This is a genomic window from Streptomyces bluensis, assembly GCF_014650715.1.
GTDB lineage: Bacteria > Actinomycetota > Actinomycetes > Streptomycetales > Streptomycetaceae > Streptomyces > Streptomyces bluensis.
Genome location: NZ_BMVM01000001.1, coordinates 166,243 through 188,573, shown reverse-complemented (window position 1 = coordinate 188,573; position 22,331 = coordinate 166,243). Strand labels below are relative to the sequence as shown.

Genomic DNA, 22,331 nt, shown 5'->3' with positions numbered 1-22,331 from the left:
GCACTTCAAGTCGTCATGGCGCGCATTCTGCCCGACTGCGGCCGACGGCGCGGTCGTGTGCTGTGCCGTCACACGATGTCTTGTTCCTCCGGGACGACGACTTGGTCGATCATTCGCTGAATCTGTTCGGACGGTAGGGCGACTGCCATGGCCCAGTAGTAGATGGCGAGGCTGAAGGCGGCGGTGATGCCCATGTCCCACCACAGAGGGAACCACGGGTGCTTGAGAGGCCCGAAGTCGCTGAGGTAGACGATCAGGCCCATTCCGACGAGATAGACCGGCAGCCACTGCGCGGCACGCAGGTCGAGCTGAGGCGTGATGGGGTTCATTTTGAACACCCGGTTGGCGACCAGGATGGCGTAGCCGATGAGGATGGCGACGCCGAGCTTCCAGTCGGTGGTCCACCCGGACCACAGGATCAGCAGGTTGGCGACGATGAAGGCCAGCGGCGACATCCAGCTGCCTCCGGGCAGCCGGAAGGGACGGTGGGCGTCGGGCAGCCGATTGCGGAACACACCGAAGGACAGTGGGGCGCCCGCGTACATGAGCACGCTGGCGCTGGTGATCAGCCCGACGAGGGAGCGCCAGCTGGGGAAGGGCAGGAAGCAGACACAGCCGATCACGAAGGCGGTGATGAGGCCGACCCACGGGACGCCGCGACGGTCGGTGGTCTCGAACACGGAGGGCACGTAGCCGTTGCGGCTGAGGCCGTACGAGACCCGGGAGGAACCGGTGATGTAGATCAGGCCGGTGCCTGCGGGGGAGACCACGGCGTCGAGGTAGAGGATCGCCGCCAGCCAGCCCAGGCTGACGAGCGTAGCGACCTGGGCGAACGGTCCGGTCAGAGCGTTGAACGCGGAGGTGGCCCAGTGGCTGCCGATCTGGGAGGCGGGCAGCGCGGCCAGGAAGGCGACCTGAAGGAGGATGTAGATGGCGATGCCGATGACGATCGACCCGATCACCGCCCGCGGAATGTCACGCTTGGGGTTGGCGCTCTCGCCGGCGAGCTGGTCGGCCTGCTCGAAACCGAGCAACGCGAAGATGATGCCGCTGGTGGAGACGGCGGACAGGATGCCCTTGGCCCCGTAGGGGTTGAATCCATCGGCCGCGGTGAAGTTGCTGCTGTGGAACTGGGCGATGGCCAACACGAAGATCGTCAGCAGGGGGACACCGACCTTCCACCAGGTCGCCGCGCTGTTGGTGCGGGCCAGCAGGCGGATGCTGAGGAAGTTGACGGCCGTGATGACCGCCATCAGTCCGACCGCGACGGCGATGCCGGGACCGGTCAGGATGTGCTCGCCGCCCTCGGTCTTCTCCCAGCCGCTCGCCCAGGAGTAGTGCTGGGCGTACGTGATCATCGCCAGCACCTCGATGGGTGCCACCGTGGCCGCCTGCAGCCAGGAGAACCAGCCGAAGGACGCGCCGGCGGCCCCACCGTACGCGTAGTGGGGGAACCGGGCGGTGCCGCCGGAGACCGGATACATTCCGCCGAGCTCGGCGTGCACCAGCGCAAGGATCAGGATCGCGAGGCCACCGATGGCCCAGGAGATGATCGCCGCGGGCCCGGCCGCTGCCAGGGCCCCCTGGGCACCGAACAGCCACCCGGAACCGATGATCGACCCCTCTGACGCCCAGATGAGCCCGATGAAGCCGATCTCACGTCTCAGTCCCGGCCGGTGGGTTCCTGAGGCAGCTGCCTTGTCCGATGTGGCCATGCCCCACACCCCCTCAGCAGGGTGATGCTCATGACTATCGTGCCACGGCGACGCGGCCCCGGCCGTTGACAGCGGCGTGTACGAGTCCGGCGCGGCGTGTGTGGGTGATGACGGCGTTCGCCGGCTCCGTCGTCCGGGTTCGCCCGTGTGCCCGGCAACATCACTCGTGTCACGGACCTCGCCCACGGGGCGGTACCGGCGGCGTCCTGTTCCAGCGACGCACGAACCTCCCTGGGGGCTGCCGCCCCCAGACGCAGCGCCAACAGGCACCTGGCCGCTGTCAGTCCGTCACTGGCCAGTTGAGCTCGGTACGCAGGTCATGCGGGTCCATGTCCGGGGAAGGCCGTGTCACGTAGGTCTCCCACCTGTCTTCTCCGGCGGAAAGTCCCCGTGCCCGCATCCAGGAGCGCAGCCGTTCCCAGGAGGATCCGAGACCGTCGAACGACCCGCGGTGCGTCAGCCGTGCCACCCGGCCTCCGGGCAGCGAACCGACCACGACCCCTGCCTCCGGCTGCACCGCCCGGTCAGTGACGAACCCGACCTCCAGGTCCAGGGTCTCTCCCGGCGACCCGTGGTAGAGGCCGAAGGCGGGGCTCAGCACGGTGATCCGCTGCGCCTCGATCGTCCGGGCCAGAGCGCCGAAGGAAGCGTCGAAGAAGTCCCGCAGGTCGGCCATCGGGACGACGCCGCGGACGACCGCTGTCGTCGCCGGGTCCAGATTCACAAGCTCCGGCTCCGAGGCACTGGCTTCACTGTCAGATCCACGATTGCTCATGTCGCTCCCGTCCACGTTCCACGCCGATTCAGGATCTGCAGACCTGGCGTGCGTCGAGAACTCATCGGTTGAAGGGCACATCCGCCCCCCACCTTCACCCCCTGCGGATGCCGGCTCACCACGCCGGCATGCGTCATGCGGCAGGAAAGGGGAAGAGGTCAGAGCTGTTCGTCGGGGAGGTGAGGCGCGGCGTTGACGACGGCGTGCACGACTCCGGCGACGAGCTCCCGGTTCAGGGGGGCGGCGTCGAAGCGGCCGTGCATGGGCCAGCCCTCGATCAGGGCATCGAGGGCTCGGGCCACTCCGGGAGTGAAGTGCAGGGCGAGGCTCTCCCGGCTGCGTGCGAGCCAGGAGCGGGTGGTTGCGGCTACCGCGGTGTTGTGGTTGGCGTAGGCGTACATCTCGAAGATGAGTGTCATGTCGCGGTCAGTGGCGTAGGCCGGCCCGCAGATCAGCTCGACCACGGCCGCCTCGGCCTCGGCGGTCGACCCGGCGCTGTGCAGGGTGCGGCGGTAGAGCTGGGACATCGTGTCGGCGAGGCGGGCGAACGCCAGCGCCAGTAGATCGTCCATGCCGTCGAAGTAGTACGTGAGCGAGCCCAGAGGGACGCCGGCCCGTGAAGCGATCTTGCGATGGGTCGTCCTGTGAACGCCGCCCTCGGCGATGACGTCGAGGGCCGCATCGAGAATCCGGTCCCTGCGTCCGGGGTCGTTCGGGATCTCGCGCCGTGTGCCGCTCACGCACCCCAATGTGTCACAGGGCGACTCCACCCAAGTGTGTACGCTTGTACAGACTTCTGTGCTCGGTCACCTACTGGAGGCGTTCCCCGTGACTGTCACCCTCGGCCGGCGTCGGATCGCCGCGTTCGCCCTGTTCTTCCTGCCCGGCCTCGCCATGGCCTCCTGGGTGACGCGTACCCCCGACGTGCGCGACCTGCTCGGAGCCTCGACCGGACGCATGGGCCTCGTCCTGTTCGGGCTCTCGGTCGGGTCCATGGCGGGCATCCTGTGCTCAGGGCCGCTCGTGGCCCGCTGGGGCGCCCGGCCCGTCATCGCGGCCGGAACGCTGGCGACCGCCGCGGGGTCCGGCGTCATCGGCCTGGGGGCCGCGGCGGGCACGGATGCGGTCGTGGCCCTCGGGCTCGGACTCATCGGCCTCGGGATGGGCGGCGGCGAGGTGGCCCTCAACGTCGAAGGGGCGGAGGTGGAACGGCTGCTCGGCCGATCCACCCTCCCCGCGATGCACGGCTTCTACAGTCTCGGCACAGTGGTCGGTGCGGTCGGCGGCATGATTCTGACCGCTGTCTCGTTCCCCGTCCTGTGGCATCTCGCCGTCGTCACCGCCGTGGTACTGGCCGTACTGGTGCCGATGATCCGATACGTTCCTGCCGGGGTGGGCCGACAAACCGGCAACGGCAGCGGCGCGCACACGCAGCCCTCCGCGCGCCCCGCGGTGTGGAGGGAACCGAGACTGCTGCTCATCGGCGGCATCATCCTCGCCCTCGCCATGGCCGAGGGAACGGCCAACGACTGGCTGCCGCTGGTCATGGTTGACGGCCATGGCTTCGACCCCGCGCTCGGATCGGCCGTGTACGCGGCCTTCGCCGCCTCGATGACCGTCGGCCGCTTCGCGGGCGGCCGGTTCATCGACCGCTACGGACGCGCGGCCGCCCTGTGCGCCAGCGCGGTCATCGGCGCCGTCGGCATCGCACTCGTGATCCTGGTCGACAACCAGGCCGTCGCGGCGGCAGCCGCAGTCCTGTGGGGCATCGGCGCCTCCCTCGGCTTCCCCGTCGCGCTCTCCGCGGCCGGCGACTCCGGCGACAACCCTGCCGCGAGGGTCTCCCTCGCCGCCACCGTCGGCTACGTCGCCTTCCTCGTGGGACCGCCCTCACTCGGCCATCTCGGCGAGCAGTTCGGACTCCGCAACGCACTGTTCCTGGTGCTCATACTCGTGGTGGCCGCATCCTTCGCCACGCCTGCCGCTCGCACAGCCCGCCCTGCACACACCCCGTGAGCAGCGTCGGTGAATGGGCGGCAACATGTCCCGTCCGAGCGCGCGGCCCCAGGGGCGCGTTGTGAAGTGCGTGCGGAGAGCCGGGAGTTCTCTGGCCTGCTCGGCTTTGAAGAAGTCATGAACCTCGGCTGGACGGCGAGGCAAGCGTCATGCGGCAACCAGCAGGCGTAGCGTGACCGCCTCGACCCCTCACCGACGCTCACGCTCGGACTTGCCGCCCACCCACCTCCGCGGCGGCGGAGGGCCTGGGCACACCGCGGCACCAGGCCCGTCCTGCAAGCAGCGTGAACAAGAGCCGCTGCTTGATCGAAAAGGCGTTCATGCGCTTGGCCCCGGTGGCGTCGTCGGTTGGATGGCCGGTGGCGTCTGGCCAGCCGTCGGCAACTGGTACGGCCCTTGCTGCTCCGAGAGGATCAGCGCGCTTGAGGGCACTGTGGCGCGCAGTTCGTGCAGGACGAGAAGGACGGTGTGCAGTCGTTCCGGGCCTTCATAGGCGTCGTACGCGAGGACGAGGCGGGCGCGGGTCTCCAGGTTCTGCCAGGCGTAGCGGCGGCGGAGGTTGGTCATGTGGCGGGCGTCGGAGCGGAGGAAAGTGGAACCGGCGGAGAAGCCCGCCGACAGCAGGGCGAGGATGGCGGCGGGGACGCGAGCACCCGCGGAAGCCAGGCCGGCGGCGCCCGAGATGCCGGCCAGGACGGCGGCCGGGAAACCTAAGCTGAGATACATGGCGTGCCAGAGCTTGGCCCGGCGCTGCGCCCGGCGGGCGCCTATCTGCGCTTCGGCGATGATCTTCTCGACCTCGGCGCGCAGTGCGAGCAGCCGCGGTTCGCCTCCCGCACCGGCGCCGGGCGCGGCTCCGGCGTTGCCCTCGATCACAAGTACCCCTGTCGAGCACGGGAGTTGGACGTATCCGGACCGGATTGTATGAGCGCGGGCCGGGTCCGCGACAGGGGGCAGGACGGTCCGCGCCTGTCCCATTCGCGCACACCGACCCGTACGCCTGCGCGGTGCGGCAGGCGCTGGGGACTGGCGGCAGAGCAACGGGCGAATTGATCGAGGAGGCACGACCCTCTCGGCACCTGAGTCCGCCTCCGCTCTCAGGCCGTTTCTGCACCATGCCGACGGGCGTTCCGGGGCCACCGCTCGGTTACGGCGGGCATCTGGGCAGTACGGTGCTCAACTGGTCCAGCCTGTTGGGATCGACGCGGATCCCGGGGAGCCATAGGCGCTGCCCATTGCGCGCGACCTGGATCCAGATGCTGCTGTGTTTCTCGTTTTCGTCGGTGACGGTGACGCCGTCGGCGATCCGGCAGCGGGCGTGCAGCAGATCATGGTGCCAGACACGGTCGGCCGAGTTGGCCGTCGTGTAGGGACGGTAGGGGTCCCAGGCCAGGTGCAGTGCGCACTTGTGCGTACGGGGCTTCTGGCAGTCTTCCTCGGCGTTGTGGACGAGCACGCCGGCATCCCCGTAGCCGGTCCCGTTGTCCTTCGCCCCGGCGGCGCCCCGTGCGGGAGGCGGGGCGGGTGACTGCTGCAGGCCGAACAGCGTCAGCCCGGCCGCAAGGCCGATGGCCGTGCCGGCCGCGGCGAAGCCCCATCGGCCGGACAGGTGCTTGCGCAGACGACGACGCCGGGTGAGGGCGGGTTTGGGCGGCGGGGCGGCAGGGGCTGGTTCGTCGGGCCGACTGCGGTCGGTGGCCTCCCACAAGGCCCGGTACTCGCTGGGGTCTGCTCCCAGCGCCCGGCACAGGTCCCGGACGACGGGCCACGGCGGCACGGTTTCGCCGCGGAAGTAGCGGGAGAGGGACGAGTCGCTGATGCGAACCTGGGCTTCCAGGGCGCGAAGCGTGCGGCCCGAGCGTCGCTGCAGTTCTCGCAGCTCCTCTCCCAGCCTCCGTGCTGCCGCTGCGTGCTCCGGACGTTGGCCACTCATCGACAAGGTCTCCCTGCAGGTGCCGCAACGGTGTCCCGCCGACTGCTTCATGTCCCGGGACGGATGCGTCCCAGCAGGTCAGGAATGTATTGATCCCGACATCAGTGAAGCAAACGGGACCCGCTGGTGAAGGGCGATCCATCACCGCAAACTCGGCATACCGGCTGCGCAGATCACCCCCGAGGGTGAGTGGGCCGGTGGCCCTGGCCGTGCCGGCACCAGCCGCATGAGCCGACTGTGAACCCCGCACCGAAAGGAAGCTTCACCATGCGTGTACGCATCATGTTCTCCGCCCTCGCGGCGATCGCTGTGGCTGGGCTCGGCCTGAGCGCAGCGGCGCCCGCCGTCGCGGCGCCTGCCGCAGCCTCCTCGCACGTGATGGCCGGCCAGGCAGCCGACGGCCTCAACGTCCACCGGGGCAAGTACCTCACCCTGAGCGGCTGCCAGACGGCCGGCCAGCAGGGCATCGATCGCGGACACTGGGACGCCTACCAGTGCGCCGATGGCACCTGGCCCTGGCGGTGGAACCTGTGGACCAACCGCTGAGAACGTAGCGCCGCCGGCGGCCCTCTGAACTCAGGGGGGCCGCCGACAGCCGCGGGCCGCCCGGCTGCTGGCGGCCCGGCAAAACCGGGGGTTCGACCTTGCCGAGATGTGCGGCTTCGGTGGACAGCGCCCCTGGGACGACGTCTCCACCACGTTGACACCGCTTCTCCATCACCCGGACGACGACGGCCCGGACCTCACTCCGGCCCCATGCGCCGTACTCCTGCCCCGTTTGAAGGAGATCGCCAACCAGTGGCCAGACGGAAGCAGCGATCCAGTCCTCCAGCGGCACAGAGATCTGCGAGAGCATCGGGGGCGTGGGTTGGCCGGCCTCGAAGACCGGCCAACCAAACCCTGGAACTCAGGGCAGTGGCTCTATCCGAATGTTGCGGAATCTGACCTTGTTGCCGTGGTCCTGGAGGCGGATCGCTCCGGCGGCAGGGGTCTCGGCTCTGCCTGATGCGGTGGGTCCGTCGAGGGCCACGTCGTCGTGGACCTTCTTTCCGTTCCACACCACGGTGACCCGCGCGTCCGCGACCTTGCGGCCGTCCTCGTAGCGAGCCGCGCGGAAGACGATGTCGTAGGTCTGCCAGGTCTCGGGCGCCGTCGCCTCGTTCGTGTCGGGTGCCCGTTTCAGATAGATCGCCCCCGCCTCGTTGGTGGCCGGCGAGGTGTCACCGTAGGAGTCCAGGATCTGCAGCTCGTAGCGGTCCTGGAGGAAGATTCCGCTGTTCCCGCGGTCCTGCCCGGTGACGTCGTCCGGGAGGAGCGGCACCCGGAACTCCACGTGCAGCCGGAAGTCGCGGTAGGCGTCCTTGGTGCGGATGTCGCCGCAGCACACCTCCATCGACTTCTCGTCCGTGAGGGGCCACTTCAGGCGTCTGCCGTCCGTGTGCTGCCACTGGGCCTGCGAGGCCGCCGTGCCGTCGAAGAGGTCGACCTCGGTTCCGTGCGGATGGACGGTGATCAGGTCGAGGTTGACATGGCCGGTGTCGCCGGAGCCGAACCGGTAGGAGATGGTGTTGTGCCCGGCGCGCAGGTCCAGGCTCTCGGTCTGCGTCGACCAGGTGTCCCAGTCGCCGGTGGAGGCGAGCTTCGTCTGCCGGTCCTTGGCCCCATTGACGTACAGGGAAAGCGACTTGGTTCCCTGGAACGGGTGCGGCCCGTTGGAGTAGCGCAGGTTGACGTCGTAGGTGCCGGCCTTCGGGACCGTCACGTCGAAGGTCGTGGCCGCCTTGTCCTCGGTGGAGTAGCGGTCGACGAAGCCGCTGCCGGAGTAGGCCGCGTGGTCGGTGCCGATGCCCGCCGTGCCGGTGAGTCGTGCCTCCTCGGCCTCGTACCGGGTGGCGGGAGGCGGCTGCTTTCCGGGGATCCGGTTGAGCGTGTACCAGGCCTCGGTGCTCCACAACTGTTCACCGGAGGCCGAGGCGAAGGGGCGAGGGGAGCGGACGTGCACCACGCGGCCCGGTTTCAGATCGTCCAGCCGGAGCCTGACGGTCCGGCCGTCCTCCGAGAGCGTGGCCGACCGCACGGGAAGGCTTTCCTCGGCGATCTTCGGGCCGCCGTAGTCCGCGGTCGGCGTGTAGCGCCACTGCTCGGCGCGGTAGTGCTTGGCCAGTTCTTCGGCGGTGGTGGCGGACACCGGCTGGGTGTACGTCAGGTCGAAGCCGCCGGGCACGGCGCGCATGGTCTGTATGTCGAAGGTGTTCTTGCCGTTCGGGGTCAGCTTCTGAAGGCCGAACTTGAGCTTGCCCTCCTGGCCCCAGTTGCCGTCGGCGCCCAGTCCGCCGGCGTAGATCGCTCCGTCCGGACCCATGGTGATGCGGTTGACGCCGGCTTCGAGACCTTGGGTGTAACGGAAGACGGCTCCCTGGTACTGGCCCTTCACCTTCTCCAGGTAGGCGCGCTGGAGGCCGCCGTAGGTGACGTCGCCGAAGAGCATCTGGCCGGCGAACCTGCCCTTCTTCAGGAGCAGCGGAGTGGAGGGCGAGTTGGCGATCTCGTTCTGCGGCAGCCACAGCACCGGCTCGGTGACGGGGGAGTCGTCGAAGGGGCCCGAGGGCTCGGTGTAGTGGTTGAAGAAGCGGTCCTGCTTGATCTGGACGAGCTTCGACGAGGGAAGCCATCCGCCCTGATTGTCGGTGGCGAAGATGTCGCCGTCGGGTCCCCAGCCGATGCCGTTGGGAGTGCGCAGACCGCCCGCGACGGGACTGATCCGACCCGTCTTCTTGCTGACCTTGTACGTCACTCCGCGGCCGGGCGCGGGCTGCGGAACCGTGGTGGCACCGCCCAGGTCGATGGAGACGGAAAGGTTCACGTAGAAGTGGCCGTCCCGGTAGAGCAGACCGAAGGCGAACTCGTGGAAGTTCTTGCCGTACGGCCAGGTGGCGACCGTGCGGTATTCGTCGGTCACATCGTCGTCGTCCTTGTCGACAAGCCGGGTCAGCTCGTGCTTCTGCGACACGTAGAGCGAACCGTCGACGTACTTGATACCCATGGGTTCACGGAGGCCGCTCGCCACCTTCTTGACGGTGACCTCGTCCCGGCTGGTCCGGCCGGTGACGTTGTCCAGCAGGTAGACCTCACCGGCAACGTTGTCGCTGCCGCCCCACGTGGTGATCGCGAGACGTCCGTCGGGTAGCCAGTCCATGCCGCTGACCTGCGGTTCGAAGCCGTCCGGGCGCAGGTCGGTGAGCGTCAGGTCGGGTCGTACGGAGGTGAGGGGCAGACCGTCGCCGGGGGAGTCGCCGCTCGCCTCGCACTCCTTGCGGCCGGGAGCGGTGACCCGGACGACACCGGCGTCGGTGCTCAGCGCTTCACGCGGTACGACCGCGAAGTCGTCCTGGCCGGGCGGCTTCCAGGCCAGCCGCAGTTGCTGCTCGCCGTCGCGCTCGAAGTGGTCGATGCGCAGGGGGTGCAGGCCGGCGGAGAGGTGGACCGTGCCGTCCTTGGGCTCCGCACCGTGGAGCCCGTCGTGGTCGATCACCGTCTCGTCGTCGATGGCCAGCCGTGAGCCGTCGTCGCTGGTGAGGCGGAACGTGTAGCTGCCGTCGCGGGGCACGTCCAGATATCCGGACGCCTCACTGACGAAGTTGTCGCTGAGTCCGCCGAAGTCGGCGGCCGAGGACCAGTCGATCGTCGGCATGAGCTTGTCGTGATTGGGGGTCTGACCGGGTTTCAGGGTGCACAGCTTGCTCAGAGGTGTCTGAACGTCGAACACGCGCAGGGTTATGCCGGGTTCCTGGGGCGGGATGTCCGAGGGAGCGGCGGAAGCCGTCGGCGCGGCCCCGAGGCCGCCGCCCACCAGGATGCCTCCGGCCACGAGGGGGATGAGGTGTCTTCGGGCACGCTGGAACAGACGTGGGCGCAATGGTCCTCCATCAGGCGGGGACCGGACCGTGCCGGATATCGCTCCGGTCTGCTGCGGGTGCGCGGAACTTGTGCCGACAAGGTAAGGACTTTCGTTTGGCATGTCCACACTTTGTCATCGGGGAGTTCAAAGTGCCGAGGAGCCACCCGCGGCCGCCGACGCACACCGCAGGTGGAAGCTCCTCGGCACCCGGTAGCCGGCACCGGTACCCGGCATCGTGGCAGCGCTCCGCGAGCACATCACCGATCTTGAGGGGCGCCACCATGACTGCTGTGCAGGGAATCGATGACCCGTCGCGTGATCGCCCCCGGCCATCGGTGACTTGTCGTGCGCTACGGGCTGACCGGGGCGACCTGGAAGGTGTGGGAGCACACCTTCCAGGAGGCCGGCACCAGGACCGCGGTGCGGGAGGCCGGCGGATAGACACGCAGATAGGTTCCGGTGGCCTGACAGGGCCCGCCGATGGGGCCGTTGGTGGTGCGGATGACCGCGGACACCGAGTGGGCGGGGGCCAGCGTCACGGTCGACACGGCCTCTCCGTTGCGAGTGGCGGCCGCGCCCATCTGGTGATGGGTGGCGTCGAGGACGCTGACGCCCGGGTAGCCGCGCAGGGCACAGCCGGTGGTGCTGGTGTTGGTGAACCGGATCGGCCAGTACAGCGAGCCCGCGGCGCCCTCCTTGCGTCCCATGGACACATACAGGTCGCTCACCGTGCAGGTACGCGGACCGGCCGACGCCGATGCCGGAGCTGTGGCCCAGGCGGCACCGGCCGCCGCGCCGCCCGTGAGAAGGGCGGTCGCCGAAGCGATGGCGACGCGCCGGGAGAAGTGTCGGGAGTGAAGAAACATGCCATACCACCCCTGTCGGGTGATTGGGTGAATGGTGTCACTTTCTTGGATGCGCGTAGTGGGCGGAAAGTTGCACGGCTTGGCGGTTCAACCACAAGAACTCGCGGCCCGCGCCGAAGCCGGCGCACGTCCCGTTCCGACGCGTCGCCGAGGGCCGGCCGGTGGCTGCCCGCTCAGCACAGCACGGCGAGGTCGCGGGGCCGCACTCTGGCCGTGACGGGAAGGGTGGCCTCGACCTCTCCGTCGGCGCCGTAGGGGATGGGCCGGTCGGCCTCGATACGGATCTCCCGGCCGCGCAGCACCCACACCTCGGGCCGGTTGACGTGGGCGCCGGTCGACAGTTCGTTCATGAGGGCGAAGAAGAGCCGACGCGGGGCCTCGCGGATCATGACGACGTCGAGCAGTCCGTCGTCCACCCGCGCGGCGGGGGCGATGGCCCGACCGGAGCCGTAGTAGGCGGAGTTGGCGGCCACCACGGTGTAGCCGCGGTGGGTGTGGTGCTGCCCGTCCACGGTGACCCGGTAGGCCGCCGGCCGCCAGGTGGTCACCGCGCGTAGTCCGCCGGCGTAGTAGGAGGCGGCGCCGCGCAGCAGCCGCGCCTTGTTGGCGTGGCGGTTGGCGAGCGCGTCGACGCCCGCGTACACACTGCCCAGCACCACGGTGCCGCGGTGGACGGCCGACTCCATCTCGATGGTGTCGACGAGGCGCGGGGCGTTGTGGAGCAGCACCCCGGCCAGCGCGGCAGGGTCGGCGGGCAGGCCCAGGGCGCGGGCGAAGTCGTTGCCGCGGCCCGCGGGGACCAGGCCGAGCACGGCGCCGGTCCCGCTGAGGGCGCCGCCGACGCACCCGGCGATGCCGTCGCCGCCCACCGCGAGTACCACTCGGCCGCGCTCGCCGGCCCGACGGGCGAGGCCCTGGGCGTGGGCCAGACCGCGGCTGTGCTCGATCTCCAACTCCGCCCCGGCTTCGCGCAGCAGCCGGCCCACGTGCAGCAGCGCCGTCGCTGCGGTGGAGCCGCCCGCGGTGGGGTTGACGACGGCCGTGAACTGTCGCATCGGTGAGCCTCCGGACGGTTGCGGGTGGTGCGGGACGACGGGCCGGGCCGGTCGGCCGCCGGGTCGACAGCGGTGGATCGGGCGCGTGCCGAGGACCGGGCCGCCGAGAAGGCCGGCGGCGGCTGCACCTATGGGCACGGGACGGTGTCCGATGGCGCAGGCCGGGGATGATCCGCGTTGCGCAACGGCGCCCCGTAGCGGCCGCGCGCCCGCCCCGCCTCGGCGCCCAGCGACGTGCGTACGACGCCCCGACGTCGGGGCGTCCGGCTGTCGTGCCAGGTCAGGTGGGCGGACGAGCGTTGGACGGCGCCCCGCGGCGCACTGTCTCGCGGTACCAGCGGCCCCACTTGTCCAGCTGCTCCGTGATGGAGTCCAGGCTGTGGCCGATGTCGGTGAGGGTGTACTCGACGCGCGGCGGCACCTCGCGGTACACGGTCCGCGTCACCAAGCCGTCGGCCTCCAGCTCCCGCAACTGGCGGGTCAGCATGCGTTGGGTGATGCCCGGCAGCGCGCGCCTCAGTTCACCGAACCGGTGGGTGCCCGCGACCAGCTGCTTGAGAATGGCCAGTTTCCAACGGCCCCCGAGCATCTCCATCGCGAACTCGATCGCGCAGTGATCCGGGGCTTCTTCGACGTGGGAACGCACGACTGACCTCCGTTGGTATACAGCGTGGCACCAAGGGACACAAAAGACCGTACTTGTGGCCCGTGTTGATACGTCCTGAAACTGAGAACGTGTCACACAAGGAGGCACCCGCGCCGGTGCGAGCAAGCGAAGAGACAGAGCATACGGCCACCCCGCCGAGCCGGCGGTGGCTCGTCCTGGCCGTGGTGTCGGGCAGCCTCCTGCTGTGCGGAATCGACCTCACCGTGCTGCATGTCGCCGTGCCCACCATGAGCCGGGAGCTCAAGCCCTCTCCCGCAGGGCTGCTGTGGATCGTCGACGTCTACTCACTCACGCTCGCGGCCCTGCTCGTGACCTGCGGCACGCTCGGCGACCGGATCGGCCGGCGCCGCATGGTGCTCAGCGGCTTCGTCACCTTCGGCGTCGCCTCGGCGGCGGCCGCCTTCTCGACGTCGACGGCGCAACTCGTCGCAGCACGCGCCGCGCTCGGAGTCGGCGCGGCGATGATCATGGCGTCCACGGTGGCGATCATCAGGGTCGTCTTCACCGATGACCACGAGCGTGCCATCGCCATCGGCGTCTGGACGTCCGCCCACAGCGTCGGCGCCACGATCGGTCCGCTGGTCGGCGGTCTGGTCACCGCGACGTGGGGCTGGGGCGCGGTCTTCCTGATCAACGTCCCCGTCATCGTCGTCATCCTGGCCGTCGGCGCCCGCGTCGTCCCCGAGTCCCAGAACCCCGATCCCCGCCGCTGGGACCTGGCCAGTGTGGCGCTGTCCGTCACCGGCCTGGCCGGCGTGGTCTACGCACTGAAGCAGGCCGGCGAGCACGCCGGGGTGAATGGCGTCATCGTCACCACGGCCGTCGCCGGAAGCGTCCTGCTCTCCACCTTCGTACGCCGTCAAAGACGCATCGCCGAACCGCTGCTGGACTTTTCTCTCTTCCACGAACGCCGCTTCACCACCGCCACCTTGTGCGTCATCGGCTGCTTCGGCTCTTACGTCGCCCTGCTGTTCTTCCTCACCCAGTGGCTCCAGCAGGTGGGCGAGTACTCGCCGCTGCGCGCCGGACTCGCCCTGATGCCACTGGCCGGCGCCAACGCCGTCGGCGCGGTCACGGCGCCCTGGACCGCGAACCGGTGGGGCAACCGGTGGGCACTCACCGGGGCGCTCACCCTCTTCGCCACCGCCCTCGCCGCCATGGCCGTCGTCGGCGACACCGCCCACCACGGGGCGCTGCTCGTGCCGTTGCTGGGCGCGGGATACGGAGCCGGCATCGTGATGACCCTGGGCGCCGACTCCATCATGAGCGCCGCGCGGCCGGAACGCTCCGGGGAGGCGGCCGCTGTCCAGGAGACCTCCTTCGAACTCGGCGCGGGCCTCGGCGTCGCTGTCCTCGGCAGTGTCCTGACCGCCGTGTACCGAACCGGTCTGCCCCAGGTACCGGGACTCGGCCCGGACCAACGGGCGACAGCCGAGGAGTCGTTCGCGGACGCCGAGGACCTCGCGGCCGGCCTTCCGTCCGGAACCGCGCAGGCACTGCTGCGTGCGGCGCAGCAGGCCTACGACCACGGCTTCACCACCGTGCTGACCCTCGCCGCCATCGTTCTGGTCGTCACCGCCGCAATGGCCGCCGTCCTGCTGCGCCCGCCGAAGAGGAGCTGACAAGCACGCGTCCTTTCCCGGCGCCGAAGGCGCAGCACCTCATGGGCCGTGCTGCTCAGCGGACTGTCCGGGCTGCGCCTCCAGCCGGTAGCCATGGCCGCGCAGCGTGGTGATCCGCGGTACGTGCGCGGGACGGGGTGAGGACTGTGCCGCGGCGGTGAGGTGGCGTCGCAGGCTTGCCATGGTGACGTCGAGGGTCTTGGTGGAGCCGAACCAGTTCTCGTCCCAGACCTGCGCCATGAGTGTCTCGCGGGAGACGGCCTCGCCGGCGTGCCGGCCGAGCAGGGCGAGAAGCTCGAACTCCTTGGGCCGCAGGGGAACGTCGGCGCCGTGGAGGGTGCAGCGGCGGGCCGTCTCGTCGAGGACGAGGTCACCGAGGGTGACGGGTTCCCGTGGCGGGGAGGCGGTGGTCCGGCGGCGCAGGTGGGCGCGGAGCCGGGCGAGGAGGACGGTCAGGCTGAAGGGTTTGACGAGGTAGTCGTCGGCTCCGGCGTCCAGGCCGGCGATGACGTCGATGTCGTCGGTGCGGGCGGTGAGGATGATGATCAGCAGGTCGGGAAACCGGGCGCGCAGGGTGCGGGCGACGTCGAGGCCGTCCATGTCGGGCAGGCCGAGGTCCAGGAGCAGCGCGTCGTACGACCCCTGGGACGCCTCGGCGAGTGCTCCCGCGCCGGTGCGGCTCCAGGTGGGCGCGTAGCCGTTGCTGCGCAGCCCGGTTTCGAGGTGGTGGCCGATCGTGTTGTCGTCCTCCACGACGAGGACGCCGAAGCGGCCCCGGTCCGGTGCTGCGGGTGTGCGCATGCTGGGCAGCGTACGGGCTGTGGGGCCGTTCGGTGTGCTCACAGGTCGCGCAGTTCCTCGACGGCGGGGCGCCTGGCCCTGCGCACGCCGTTGAGGGCGGCGGCCAGTACGGCGGCCACGGCTGCGACCGCGGTGAGCGTCAGGTAGCCGCCCGGGACGGCGAGTGCGGCCGGTGGTGGGTCGAAGACGCCGGTGAGGACCTTGACCAGCATCTCGGACAGTGCCCAGCCGATGAGTGCGCCGCCCGCCAGGCCACCGGCTGCCAGCACGATCGCCTCCGTGAGGACCATGCCGCGCAGATGGCGGCGGGTGGCACCCAGCACGGTGGTGATGGCGAAGGTGCGGCGGCGCTCGGCGAGCCCGAGGGCGAGGACCAGGCCCCCGGCCCCGGCGGCGAGCAGCACCGCGAAGGCCAGCTCGATCCGGGTCAGGCCGGCCAGATCGACCGAGGTCAGACTGGTTCCGACGGCGCCCCGCGTCTGGGTGAGGTCGGTGACGGTGGCGCTCGTGCCCAGCCGCCCACGCAACTGTGCTGCTACGGCCTTCTGATTGCTGCCGCCGGTGTCGACGAGGAACGCGCCCACCGCGTTGCTGCCGGTGGCCTTCGCCACGTAGGAGGCGTTGGCGACGAAGAAGCTGTCCTTGGGCGCGGTCGGGAACTCCTTGACGATTCCGGCGTAGTGGAAGGGAACCGTGCGCAGGACCTTGGTTGTGGCGTCCTGCACGCGGAGGTTGACGGTGTCGCCGGGGGAGAGCTGGAAGTCATGCACGGTCTCGGCGCTGACCAGGAGGTTGTCGGGGCGCTGGGCGAGCCGCCGCATGAGCTGCTGCGCACGGCCGCCGGAGAAGTACGCGTCCTGCAGGGAGGTCGCGGAGGCGATCGTGTCCGGGCGTACGCCGTAGAGGTCCTGGAGGTCGGAGCCGACATAGGCGAACCGGTGCTGGAGCGGCTCGACGCGGCGGACGCCGGAGACCTTCAGCGCGGCGGCCGCGCCCGGCGGGGTCTGCGAGCCGGGCGGCTCGGTGACCGTGACGTCGGCGCCGTTGGTGAGGCGGGCGTCCACCTCGGCCTGCTGCTTGTACGTGGCGTTGAAGACGGACGTGGACGCGGCGAACGACACCGCGAGAGCCAGCAGGACCATGGAGCGGGCCAGGGTGCGGCGGCGCCGGGCGAGGACGGCCGCTGTCGTCCCGGCCAGCGTCGACGTCAGCGGGCGTGCGAGCCGGGCCAGGAGGGGGCGGCCGCGGGTGAGCGCCAGGAGGGTGAGGCGCCACAGCAGCAGGGCGGCACCGATCCACAGCAGCGCGGGTCCCAGGAAGGCCCAGTACGACACGGAGATGCTGGGTACGCCCTCGGGGGCGAGGACGAGCGCGTACTGGTTGCCGGACGAGGCGCGGAAGACGAGCCAGGAGCCGATCAGCAGCAGGAAGTCCAGGCCCATGCGCATCCACCAGGGGGAACGGGTGCGGCGCGCGGTCCTGCGGGTGTCGGCGACCGTCACCGTCCGCAGATCGCGCACGGCGGGCACGAGCACGGCGCCCGCGGCGACCGCCGCGCCGACGACGAACGCGACGGCGTACCAGACGATCCAGCCGACGGCGCCGAAGGACGCCGTCCCGAAGGCGAGCCGCCCGGTCAGCGCCGCGATGCCGAGACCGGCGAGCCCGCCGCCGACGCCGATGAGTGCCGCCTCCAGGCCCGCCAGGGACATGATCCGGCGGGGCGCGAGGCCGCGCAGCCGCAGCAGCGCCTGCTCCTGGCGGCGCCGTTCACCGCCGGCGCCCGCGACCGCGGCGGTCAGCGAGGCGGCGAGGACCGCGCCGGGCACGCCGAGGAAGAGGAAGAGGATCTGCGCGTACAGGGCGTCCTGGCGGGCCGAGTCGAGCGCGGCGCCCAGGTTGTCACCGACGAGCACCGAACCGGTGCCCTTGGCTTCCAGGTTGTGGGCGGCGCGGGTCACCGAGGTGAACGCGGCGGCCGGGTCATGGGGCAGTGCCGCGTCGCGGGCGACGTGGATCTGCGTGGTGACGTCCGTGGCGCGGTGGGTCAGGGAGGCGAACTGCGCGGCGGGCACCAGGACCACGTTGTCGGGCGGGGCGGTGGGCTGGGACTGGGTGGGCGCGCCGACCTTCTGGAACAGTGAGTCGGCCTGCGGGAGGTCGACGACCCCGTCCACGCGGACCTGGCGCACGCCCGCCCCGGGCAGCCGGATGCCGACCGTCGAGCCGGGGGCCGCGTGCAGGTTCGAGGCCGTCTGCTGGGCCAGGAGCACGCCGGTGGGGCGGCCGGTCAGCGAGCGGCCCTCGCCGGGGAAGAGAGTCCGGTAGCCGTCGGGGAGCCCGAGGAGCATGCCGGGCCCGGTGGTCTGGGTGCTGCCCTGGACGGTGGCGGTGAAGGCGCTGGTGTGCGCGAAGCCGACCGGGACGGCGGACCGGACGCCGGGGGCCGTGCGCACCAGCGACAGTGCCGCGTTCGGGTCGGCGCCGGGCTGCACCTCCACCTGCCAGTCCACGGCGACCGAGCGCACCGCCCGCTGCGTCATGGTCGCCTTGGACGCGGTCAGGAACGAGCCGAGCGCGGCGACGAGGGCCACGGCGAGCGCGACCCCGGCCATGGCCGCGAGGAGCCCCCCGGTGCGGCGGCGGGCGAGTCCGCTCGCCCATGAGCTGATCATGACGTCTCTCCAAGGCTGTGGCCGGCGTTCGCCTCCACGCTGTCGGCGGATGTCAGCCGCCCGTCGCGCATGGTGCACCGCGCGGTGAGGCGGGCGGCGACCGCCGGGTCGTGGGTGGTGAGGACGAGAGCCGCACCCGTCTCGTCGGCCGCGGTCAGCAGCGCGTCCAGGACGCGGCCGCCGGTGGCGTGGTCGAGGCGGCCCGTCGGCTCGTCGGCGAGGATCACGCGGGGGGTCTGCGCCAGCACCCTGGCCGCGGCGACGCGCTGCGCCTGGCCGCCGGAGATCTCCTCCGGCAGCCGGTCGGCCAGGTCGGCCGTGCCGACCAGGGCGAGCGCGCTCAGGGCGGCCTCGCGCGCCCGGTCGTCAGACATCCCGGTGAGCACCAGCGGCAGCGCGGTGTTCTCGACGATGTCGAGCGCCGGGACGAGGCTGTCGCCCTGGAAGACCAGCCCGATGTCCCGCAGCCCGGCCAGTCCGGGCCAGGTCACGCTGCCGCTGGTCGGCTGTTCGAGCCCGGCGAGCAGATGCAGCAGCGACGACTTGCCCGACCCCGAGGGCCCGACGATCGCCAGCCGGTCCCCGGCGTGGACCCGCAGCGCGGCCCCGTGCACGGCCACCACCGCGTTCGGGCCGCGGCCGAATGTGAGGGCGGCGTCCTGACAGTCGATCAACACATCAGCCGGAGCCATGGCGCACCTCCCGAACGTCCGGGTCGGCGGTGCGGGCACCCGTCCCGCCGGTCTCCGTGGCCCGACCGTCGTCGAGCCGGATCACCCGGTCGGCGATCAGCACCGCCTCCGGACTGTGCGTGACGAGTAGGACAGCGCAACCGTCCTCCGCGCGGTCCCGCAGCATCCGCAGGACCAGCCGCTCGGTGCCGCCGTCGAGTTCGCCGGTCGGCTCGTCCGCGAGCAGCACGGCGGGCGAGTTGGCCAGCGCGACGGCCAGCCCGGCGCGGGCCGTCTCCCCGCCTGACAGTTGCCGGGGCAGCGCGTGCCGGCGTTCCCCCAGCCCCACCTGGTCCAGCAGCACCTCCGCGGCCGCGGCGGGCCGGCCGCGTACCGCCCCCTGCGCGAGGCGCACGTTGTCGCGCACGCTCAGATGCGGCAGCAGGTTGCGGGTCTGCAGCAGGACGCCGATGTGCCGGGCCCGCAGCCGGGCCCGCTCGGTCTCGGGCCGGTGGCTGATGCGGACACCGTCCACGTGCACCTCGCCGCCCGACGGTTCGTCGAGCCCGGCCAGACAGGACAGCAGCGTGGACTTGCCTGCCCCGGACGGGCCGACCACGGCTACCGTCTCACCACGAGCCACCCGCAGGGACACCCCGCGCAGCGCGAGCGTCTCCTCCTCGCCGGCCCGGAAGAAGCGGTACAGGTCCCGGGCGATCAGGGCATCGTCGTACGACCGCGCAGCCATGCCGCTCACCGCCAGCCGAAGGAGTCGCTGACGATGCGCCACGGGTCCACGTTGTCGGCGTTCACCGGACCGGACAGGGTGAGGTTCACCTCGTGGCCCTGCCGGTAGAAGGCATACCGCTCGAACGCGTCCCGCACGACCTTGCCCGTGACGGGGTCCGGGGCGGAGTCCCCCCGATAGGTCAGCAGCACGGCAGTGCCCGCCTTCCGCTGGACGACGGTCACCTTGGGGCTCGCGAACTTCGGTACCTGGGTGCGCAGTTGGGGCACGACGGTGTTGGTCACCGAACCGACGGTCGGCGCTGCGGAGACGGCCGCGGGGGAGATCTGGACACGGTTGAGCTTGTCCGTGAAGACCGTCGTGGAGCCCTTCGTCGTACGGGCCCAGCCCTCGGGCACCTTCACCGTGAAGCCGGCGAAGCCACTGGACGGCCGGAACGCCACGTACGCCTGGTTGTCGGGGATGTCGCCGGGCGGGTTGCTCTCCGTGGGCGCCGCGTTCGGCGCGGACCCGGTCGACGACCTCGGCGTGGAGGATGCCGTGCTCGATCCGGACCGCGAGCCCGAACCCGATGCGGCGCCGGAGCACCCGGCGGTCACCGCCGAGGCGAGCAGCAGCCCGGCCGCCACGGCGGCGGACTTCCGTGGATATGTCATAGCCCTTGCCCTCCAGAGAATGCCCGGGACCGGACGGTCACGTCCCAGACGCTAGGAGGGAGCCGGTTAACGGCCCGCGCGCCGATGGTTAGACGACGGCAAAAGTCCGCGCCGGGGCCCGTACGGCCTGGTGAGCGGCCCGCAAGATGAGGTCATGAGACAGCGTGTGGTGCGGGTGGCCCTGACCGCCGTCCTGGTCGCCCTGATCCTCCTGGCCGTGCCCCTGGGCCTCGCCACCAGGTACTCCCTGTACGCCGGCCAGCGGGACGCGCTGGAACGGGCGGCCCTGGCCGCCGCCGTCCGGGTGAACCCGGACTACACGACCGGCGACCCGGCGGAACTGCCCCCGGCCGCGTCCGGGCAGCACCTGGGCCTGTACGACCCGCGGCTGCGGCTGCGCGCCGGAAACGGACCCCGGAACGGCGACGACGCCGTCCGCCGCGCCCTGGCCGGCCGGGTGACCCGGTCCTCGTCGGACGGTGAGCTGGTCGCCGCCGTGCCTGTCCCGCACGCCGAGCGGGTGATCGGCGTGGTCCGCGCCTCTTCCCCCGTCGCGGACGTACAAGGCCGTGTCTTCGCCGGCTGGGCCGCCCTGGCGGGCACGGCCGTCGTCGCGCTCACCGTCGCCGTCCTCGTCGCCCGCCGGCAGGCTCGGGCGCTCGCCGCACCACTGGAGGATCTCTCACGCCACTGCCGGGCGGTGACCGAGGGCGATCTGACCGCGCGGGCCGCGCCCAGCGCCGTCGCCGAGATCGACCAGGTCGCGCGCACCCACAACGACATGCTGCACAGCCTGTCCGAACTCCTGCGTCACGAGCGGGACTTCACAGCCAACGCCTCCCACCAACTGCGCACCCCGCTCACCGGACTCCAGCTCACCCTGGAGGCCGGACTCGCCCAGGACGACGCCCGGCCGGCGCTTCAGCAGGCCCTGGCCGACACCCGCCGACTGCACGAGACCGTGGAAGAGGTGCTGCGGCTGTCGCGCTCCGCCGGGCCACCCCGGGCCCTGGCCCCGGACCGGCCGGTGGGGGAGTTGCTGGCACAGACCGGGGAACGGTGGCACGGACTCCTCGCCCACGACGGCAGACGTCTGGTGCTCGCCCTCCAGGACGCGCCGGACGATGTACGCGTCCCGGGCGGGCCCATCACCGAGATCCTGGGCGTGCTGCTGGACAACGCGCGCGTCCACGGACGCGGCACCGTGCGCGCCACCGTCCGGGACCTGGAAGACGCCCTCGCCTTGGACATCGCTGACGAGGGCACCGTGGAAGGCGACGGCGTGCGGCTCTTCGAGCGGGGCCACTCCGGAGGCGGACCCGGCACGGGCATCGGCCTCGCCCTCGCCCGCGACCTCGCCGTCACCCTCGGCGGACGGCTGTCGCTGGCGTGTGCCGCGCCCACCACGTTCACGCTGCTGCTGCCCGTACGCCGGGAGAGAAGTGCCGCCGAGAACGACCTCGGGCAGGGCGGGCGCTGAGGGGGCGGCAATACCGGCGGCCTCGGCGTTTGCCGCGGCGCTCGGGGCTCACCCGCTTGGGTGAGTGCCGGCGACGCGGGCTAGGTTCTCGACATGAACGACGCGGAGCTCGCCTCACTCTTGGCCGGATGTGCTCGCTGCCCCTACCCCGGGGCATGGCAGGACCTCCCTTTTACAGAACGCACGGTCGACGGTGCGCGGTACGCCCTGGTCGCGGTCGACCCGGGGCTGAGCGCGCTCGGCGTGCGGCGTGACGACGGCTCGCTGTGGTGCCTGTCGGAGGACGGCGTTCCCCACCTGCTGAACTCCAGCGTTGAGGCGTTCATCGCCTTCAACCGCGCCTATGAGGAGGCCGCCGCTGAGGCTGACGCATATGAGGGGCCCGGCGACGGTCTGGGCGACGCCGAGGCCGTGGACCTGGCCGAGCAAGCCGCCGAGGCGCTCACTGAGGCGTTGCTGGAACGATTCGGGGCGCTTGACGCCGAGGCCGTTGCCGACGAGAACTCCTTCTGGCACGTCGGAGCCGAGGAACTGGGCTACGGCATGAGTGTGTGACCACCCGGAACATCGGGGCAGGCCGCTCACTTCGGCCGGCCGAAGGCCGGGAACTGCCGGAAGGCGGAGTTCGGGTGTACGTCGGCGACCGTTCGCCTGTACTGCCCCTCTCGTACACCGAGCCCGACTGGGATACGGGGAGCGGGCGGCAGCAGTTCACTGCGGTGAACGCGTGACCCGTCCGGTGATCCCGGGCTT

General features: G+C 71.0%; 19 protein-coding genes. 5 read left to right on the top strand and 14 right to left on the bottom strand.

Annotation, left to right across the window (positions count from 1 at the left end; translation table 11 throughout):
• Positions 1-68: 68 nt before the first annotated feature.
• From IE262_RS00995 to IE262_RS00985, 3 genes are all read right to left on the bottom strand, one after another.
• Positions 69-1,715 (bottom strand): APC family permease, encoded by a 1,647-nt coding sequence (locus IE262_RS00995; RefSeq protein ID WP_189870516.1) that lies wholly within the window; start codon positions 1,713-1,715, stop codon positions 69-71.
• 280 nt (positions 1,716-1,995) lie between these two features.
• Positions 1,996-2,439, bottom strand: coding sequence for a GyrI-like domain-containing protein (locus IE262_RS00990; RefSeq protein ID WP_189870514.1), 444 nt, complete (start codon positions 2,437-2,439; stop codon positions 1,996-1,998).
• Positions 2,440-2,648: 209 nt separating this feature from the next.
• On the bottom strand, positions 2,649-3,230 hold the full coding sequence (locus IE262_RS00985) for a TetR/AcrR family transcriptional regulator (protein ID WP_134039437.1): 582 nt from the start codon (positions 3,228-3,230) through the stop codon (positions 2,649-2,651).
• An 88-nt stretch (positions 3,231-3,318) separates the two neighbouring features.
• Between IE262_RS00985 and IE262_RS00980 the strand changes: the two genes are divergently transcribed.
• A complete protein-coding gene (locus IE262_RS00980) occupies positions 3,319-4,506 on the top strand; it encodes an MFS transporter (protein WP_189870512.1) in 1,188 nt (395 codons plus the stop codon).
• A 318-nt stretch (positions 4,507-4,824) separates the two neighbouring features.
• Here the strand turns inward: IE262_RS00980 and IE262_RS00975 are convergent, their stop codons facing one another.
• Positions 4,825-5,382, bottom strand: coding sequence for a hypothetical protein (locus IE262_RS00975; RefSeq protein WP_189870510.1), 558 nt, complete (start codon positions 5,380-5,382; stop codon positions 4,825-4,827).
• A gap of 271 nt (positions 5,383-5,653) precedes the next feature.
• On the bottom strand, positions 5,654-6,439 hold the full coding sequence (locus tag IE262_RS00970) for a helix-turn-helix domain-containing protein (protein WP_189870509.1): 786 nt from the start codon (positions 6,437-6,439) through the stop codon (positions 5,654-5,656).
• A 267-nt stretch (positions 6,440-6,706) separates the two neighbouring features.
• Between IE262_RS00970 and IE262_RS00965 the strand changes: the two genes are divergently transcribed.
• A complete protein-coding gene (locus IE262_RS00965) occupies positions 6,707-6,985 on the top strand; it encodes a hypothetical protein (RefSeq protein WP_134039441.1) in 279 nt (92 codons plus the stop codon).
• 361 nt (positions 6,986-7,346) lie between these two features.
• Here the strand turns inward: IE262_RS00965 and IE262_RS00960 are convergent, their stop codons facing one another.
• The 4 genes from IE262_RS00960 to IE262_RS00945 all read right to left on the bottom strand — a co-directional run bounded on the left by IE262_RS00960 (position 7,347) and on the right by IE262_RS00945 (position 12,904).
• Entirely contained in the window at positions 7,347-10,355 is a 3,009-nt protein-coding gene (locus IE262_RS00960; protein ID WP_189870507.1) for a 3-keto-alpha-glucoside-1,2-lyase-like domain-containing protein, read from the bottom strand.
• Between the two features lie 332 nt (positions 10,356-10,687).
• Entirely contained in the window at positions 10,688-11,203 is a 516-nt protein-coding gene (locus IE262_RS00955) for a DUF4232 domain-containing protein (protein ID WP_134039443.1), read from the bottom strand.
• 173 nt (positions 11,204-11,376) lie between these two features.
• The gene (locus tag IE262_RS00950; protein ID WP_134039444.1) at positions 11,377-12,258 is read right to left on the bottom strand and encodes a diacylglycerol/lipid kinase family protein; all 882 of its coding nucleotides are present in this window, start codon (positions 12,256-12,258) and stop codon (positions 11,377-11,379) included.
• A gap of 280 nt (positions 12,259-12,538) precedes the next feature.
• On the bottom strand, positions 12,539-12,904 hold the full coding sequence (locus IE262_RS00945; RefSeq protein ID WP_189870505.1) for a winged helix-turn-helix transcriptional regulator: 366 nt from the start codon (positions 12,902-12,904) through the stop codon (positions 12,539-12,541).
• Between the two features lie 116 nt (positions 12,905-13,020).
• Between IE262_RS00945 and IE262_RS00940 the strand changes: the two genes are divergently transcribed.
• Positions 13,021-14,547 carry an MFS transporter gene (locus tag IE262_RS00940; protein ID WP_229877031.1) on the top strand — a complete coding sequence of 509 codons (1,527 nt, stop codon included), beginning with the start codon at positions 13,021-13,023 and terminating at the stop codon, positions 14,545-14,547.
• A 39-nt stretch (positions 14,548-14,586) separates the two neighbouring features.
• Here the strand turns inward: IE262_RS00940 and IE262_RS00935 are convergent, their stop codons facing one another.
• Genes IE262_RS00935 through IE262_RS00915 form a run of 5 tightly spaced genes read right to left on the bottom strand, consistent with a single transcriptional unit; the run spans position 14,587 to position 20,098 of the window.
• Positions 14,587-15,348 (bottom strand): response regulator transcription factor, encoded by a 762-nt coding sequence (locus IE262_RS00935; RefSeq protein WP_189870503.1) that lies wholly within the window; start codon positions 15,346-15,348, stop codon positions 14,587-14,589.
• A 38-nt stretch (positions 15,349-15,386) separates the two neighbouring features.
• Positions 15,387-18,023 (bottom strand): ABC transporter permease, encoded by a 2,637-nt coding sequence (locus IE262_RS00930; RefSeq protein WP_189870501.1) that lies wholly within the window; start codon positions 18,021-18,023, stop codon positions 15,387-15,389.
• Positions 18,020-18,715 (bottom strand): ABC transporter ATP-binding protein, encoded by a 696-nt coding sequence (locus IE262_RS00925; RefSeq protein WP_189870499.1) that lies wholly within the window; start codon positions 18,713-18,715, stop codon positions 18,020-18,022. Before IE262_RS00925 ends, IE262_RS00930 begins: the two co-directional genes overlap by 4 nt.
• Positions 18,702-19,442, bottom strand: coding sequence for an ABC transporter ATP-binding protein (locus tag IE262_RS00920; protein WP_189870497.1), 741 nt, complete (start codon positions 19,440-19,442; stop codon positions 18,702-18,704). The genes IE262_RS00925 and IE262_RS00920 overlap by 14 nt, the downstream gene beginning before the upstream one ends.
• A gap of 5 nt (positions 19,443-19,447) precedes the next feature.
• Positions 19,448-20,098, bottom strand: a complete 651-nt coding sequence (locus tag IE262_RS00915) for a hypothetical protein (RefSeq protein WP_189870495.1) — start codon at positions 20,096-20,098, stop codon at positions 19,448-19,450.
• 154 nt (positions 20,099-20,252) lie between these two features.
• Between IE262_RS00915 and IE262_RS00910 the strand changes: the two genes are divergently transcribed.
• Positions 20,253-21,578: a HAMP domain-containing sensor histidine kinase gene (locus IE262_RS00910; RefSeq protein WP_189870493.1), complete on the top strand. Its 1,326-nt coding sequence runs from the start codon at positions 20,253-20,255 to the stop codon at positions 21,576-21,578.
• Between the two features lie 93 nt (positions 21,579-21,671).
• A complete protein-coding gene (locus IE262_RS00905; RefSeq protein WP_189870491.1) occupies positions 21,672-22,133 on the top strand; it encodes an SUKH-4 family immunity protein in 462 nt (153 codons plus the stop codon).
• Positions 22,134-22,331: the final 198 nt, after the last annotated feature.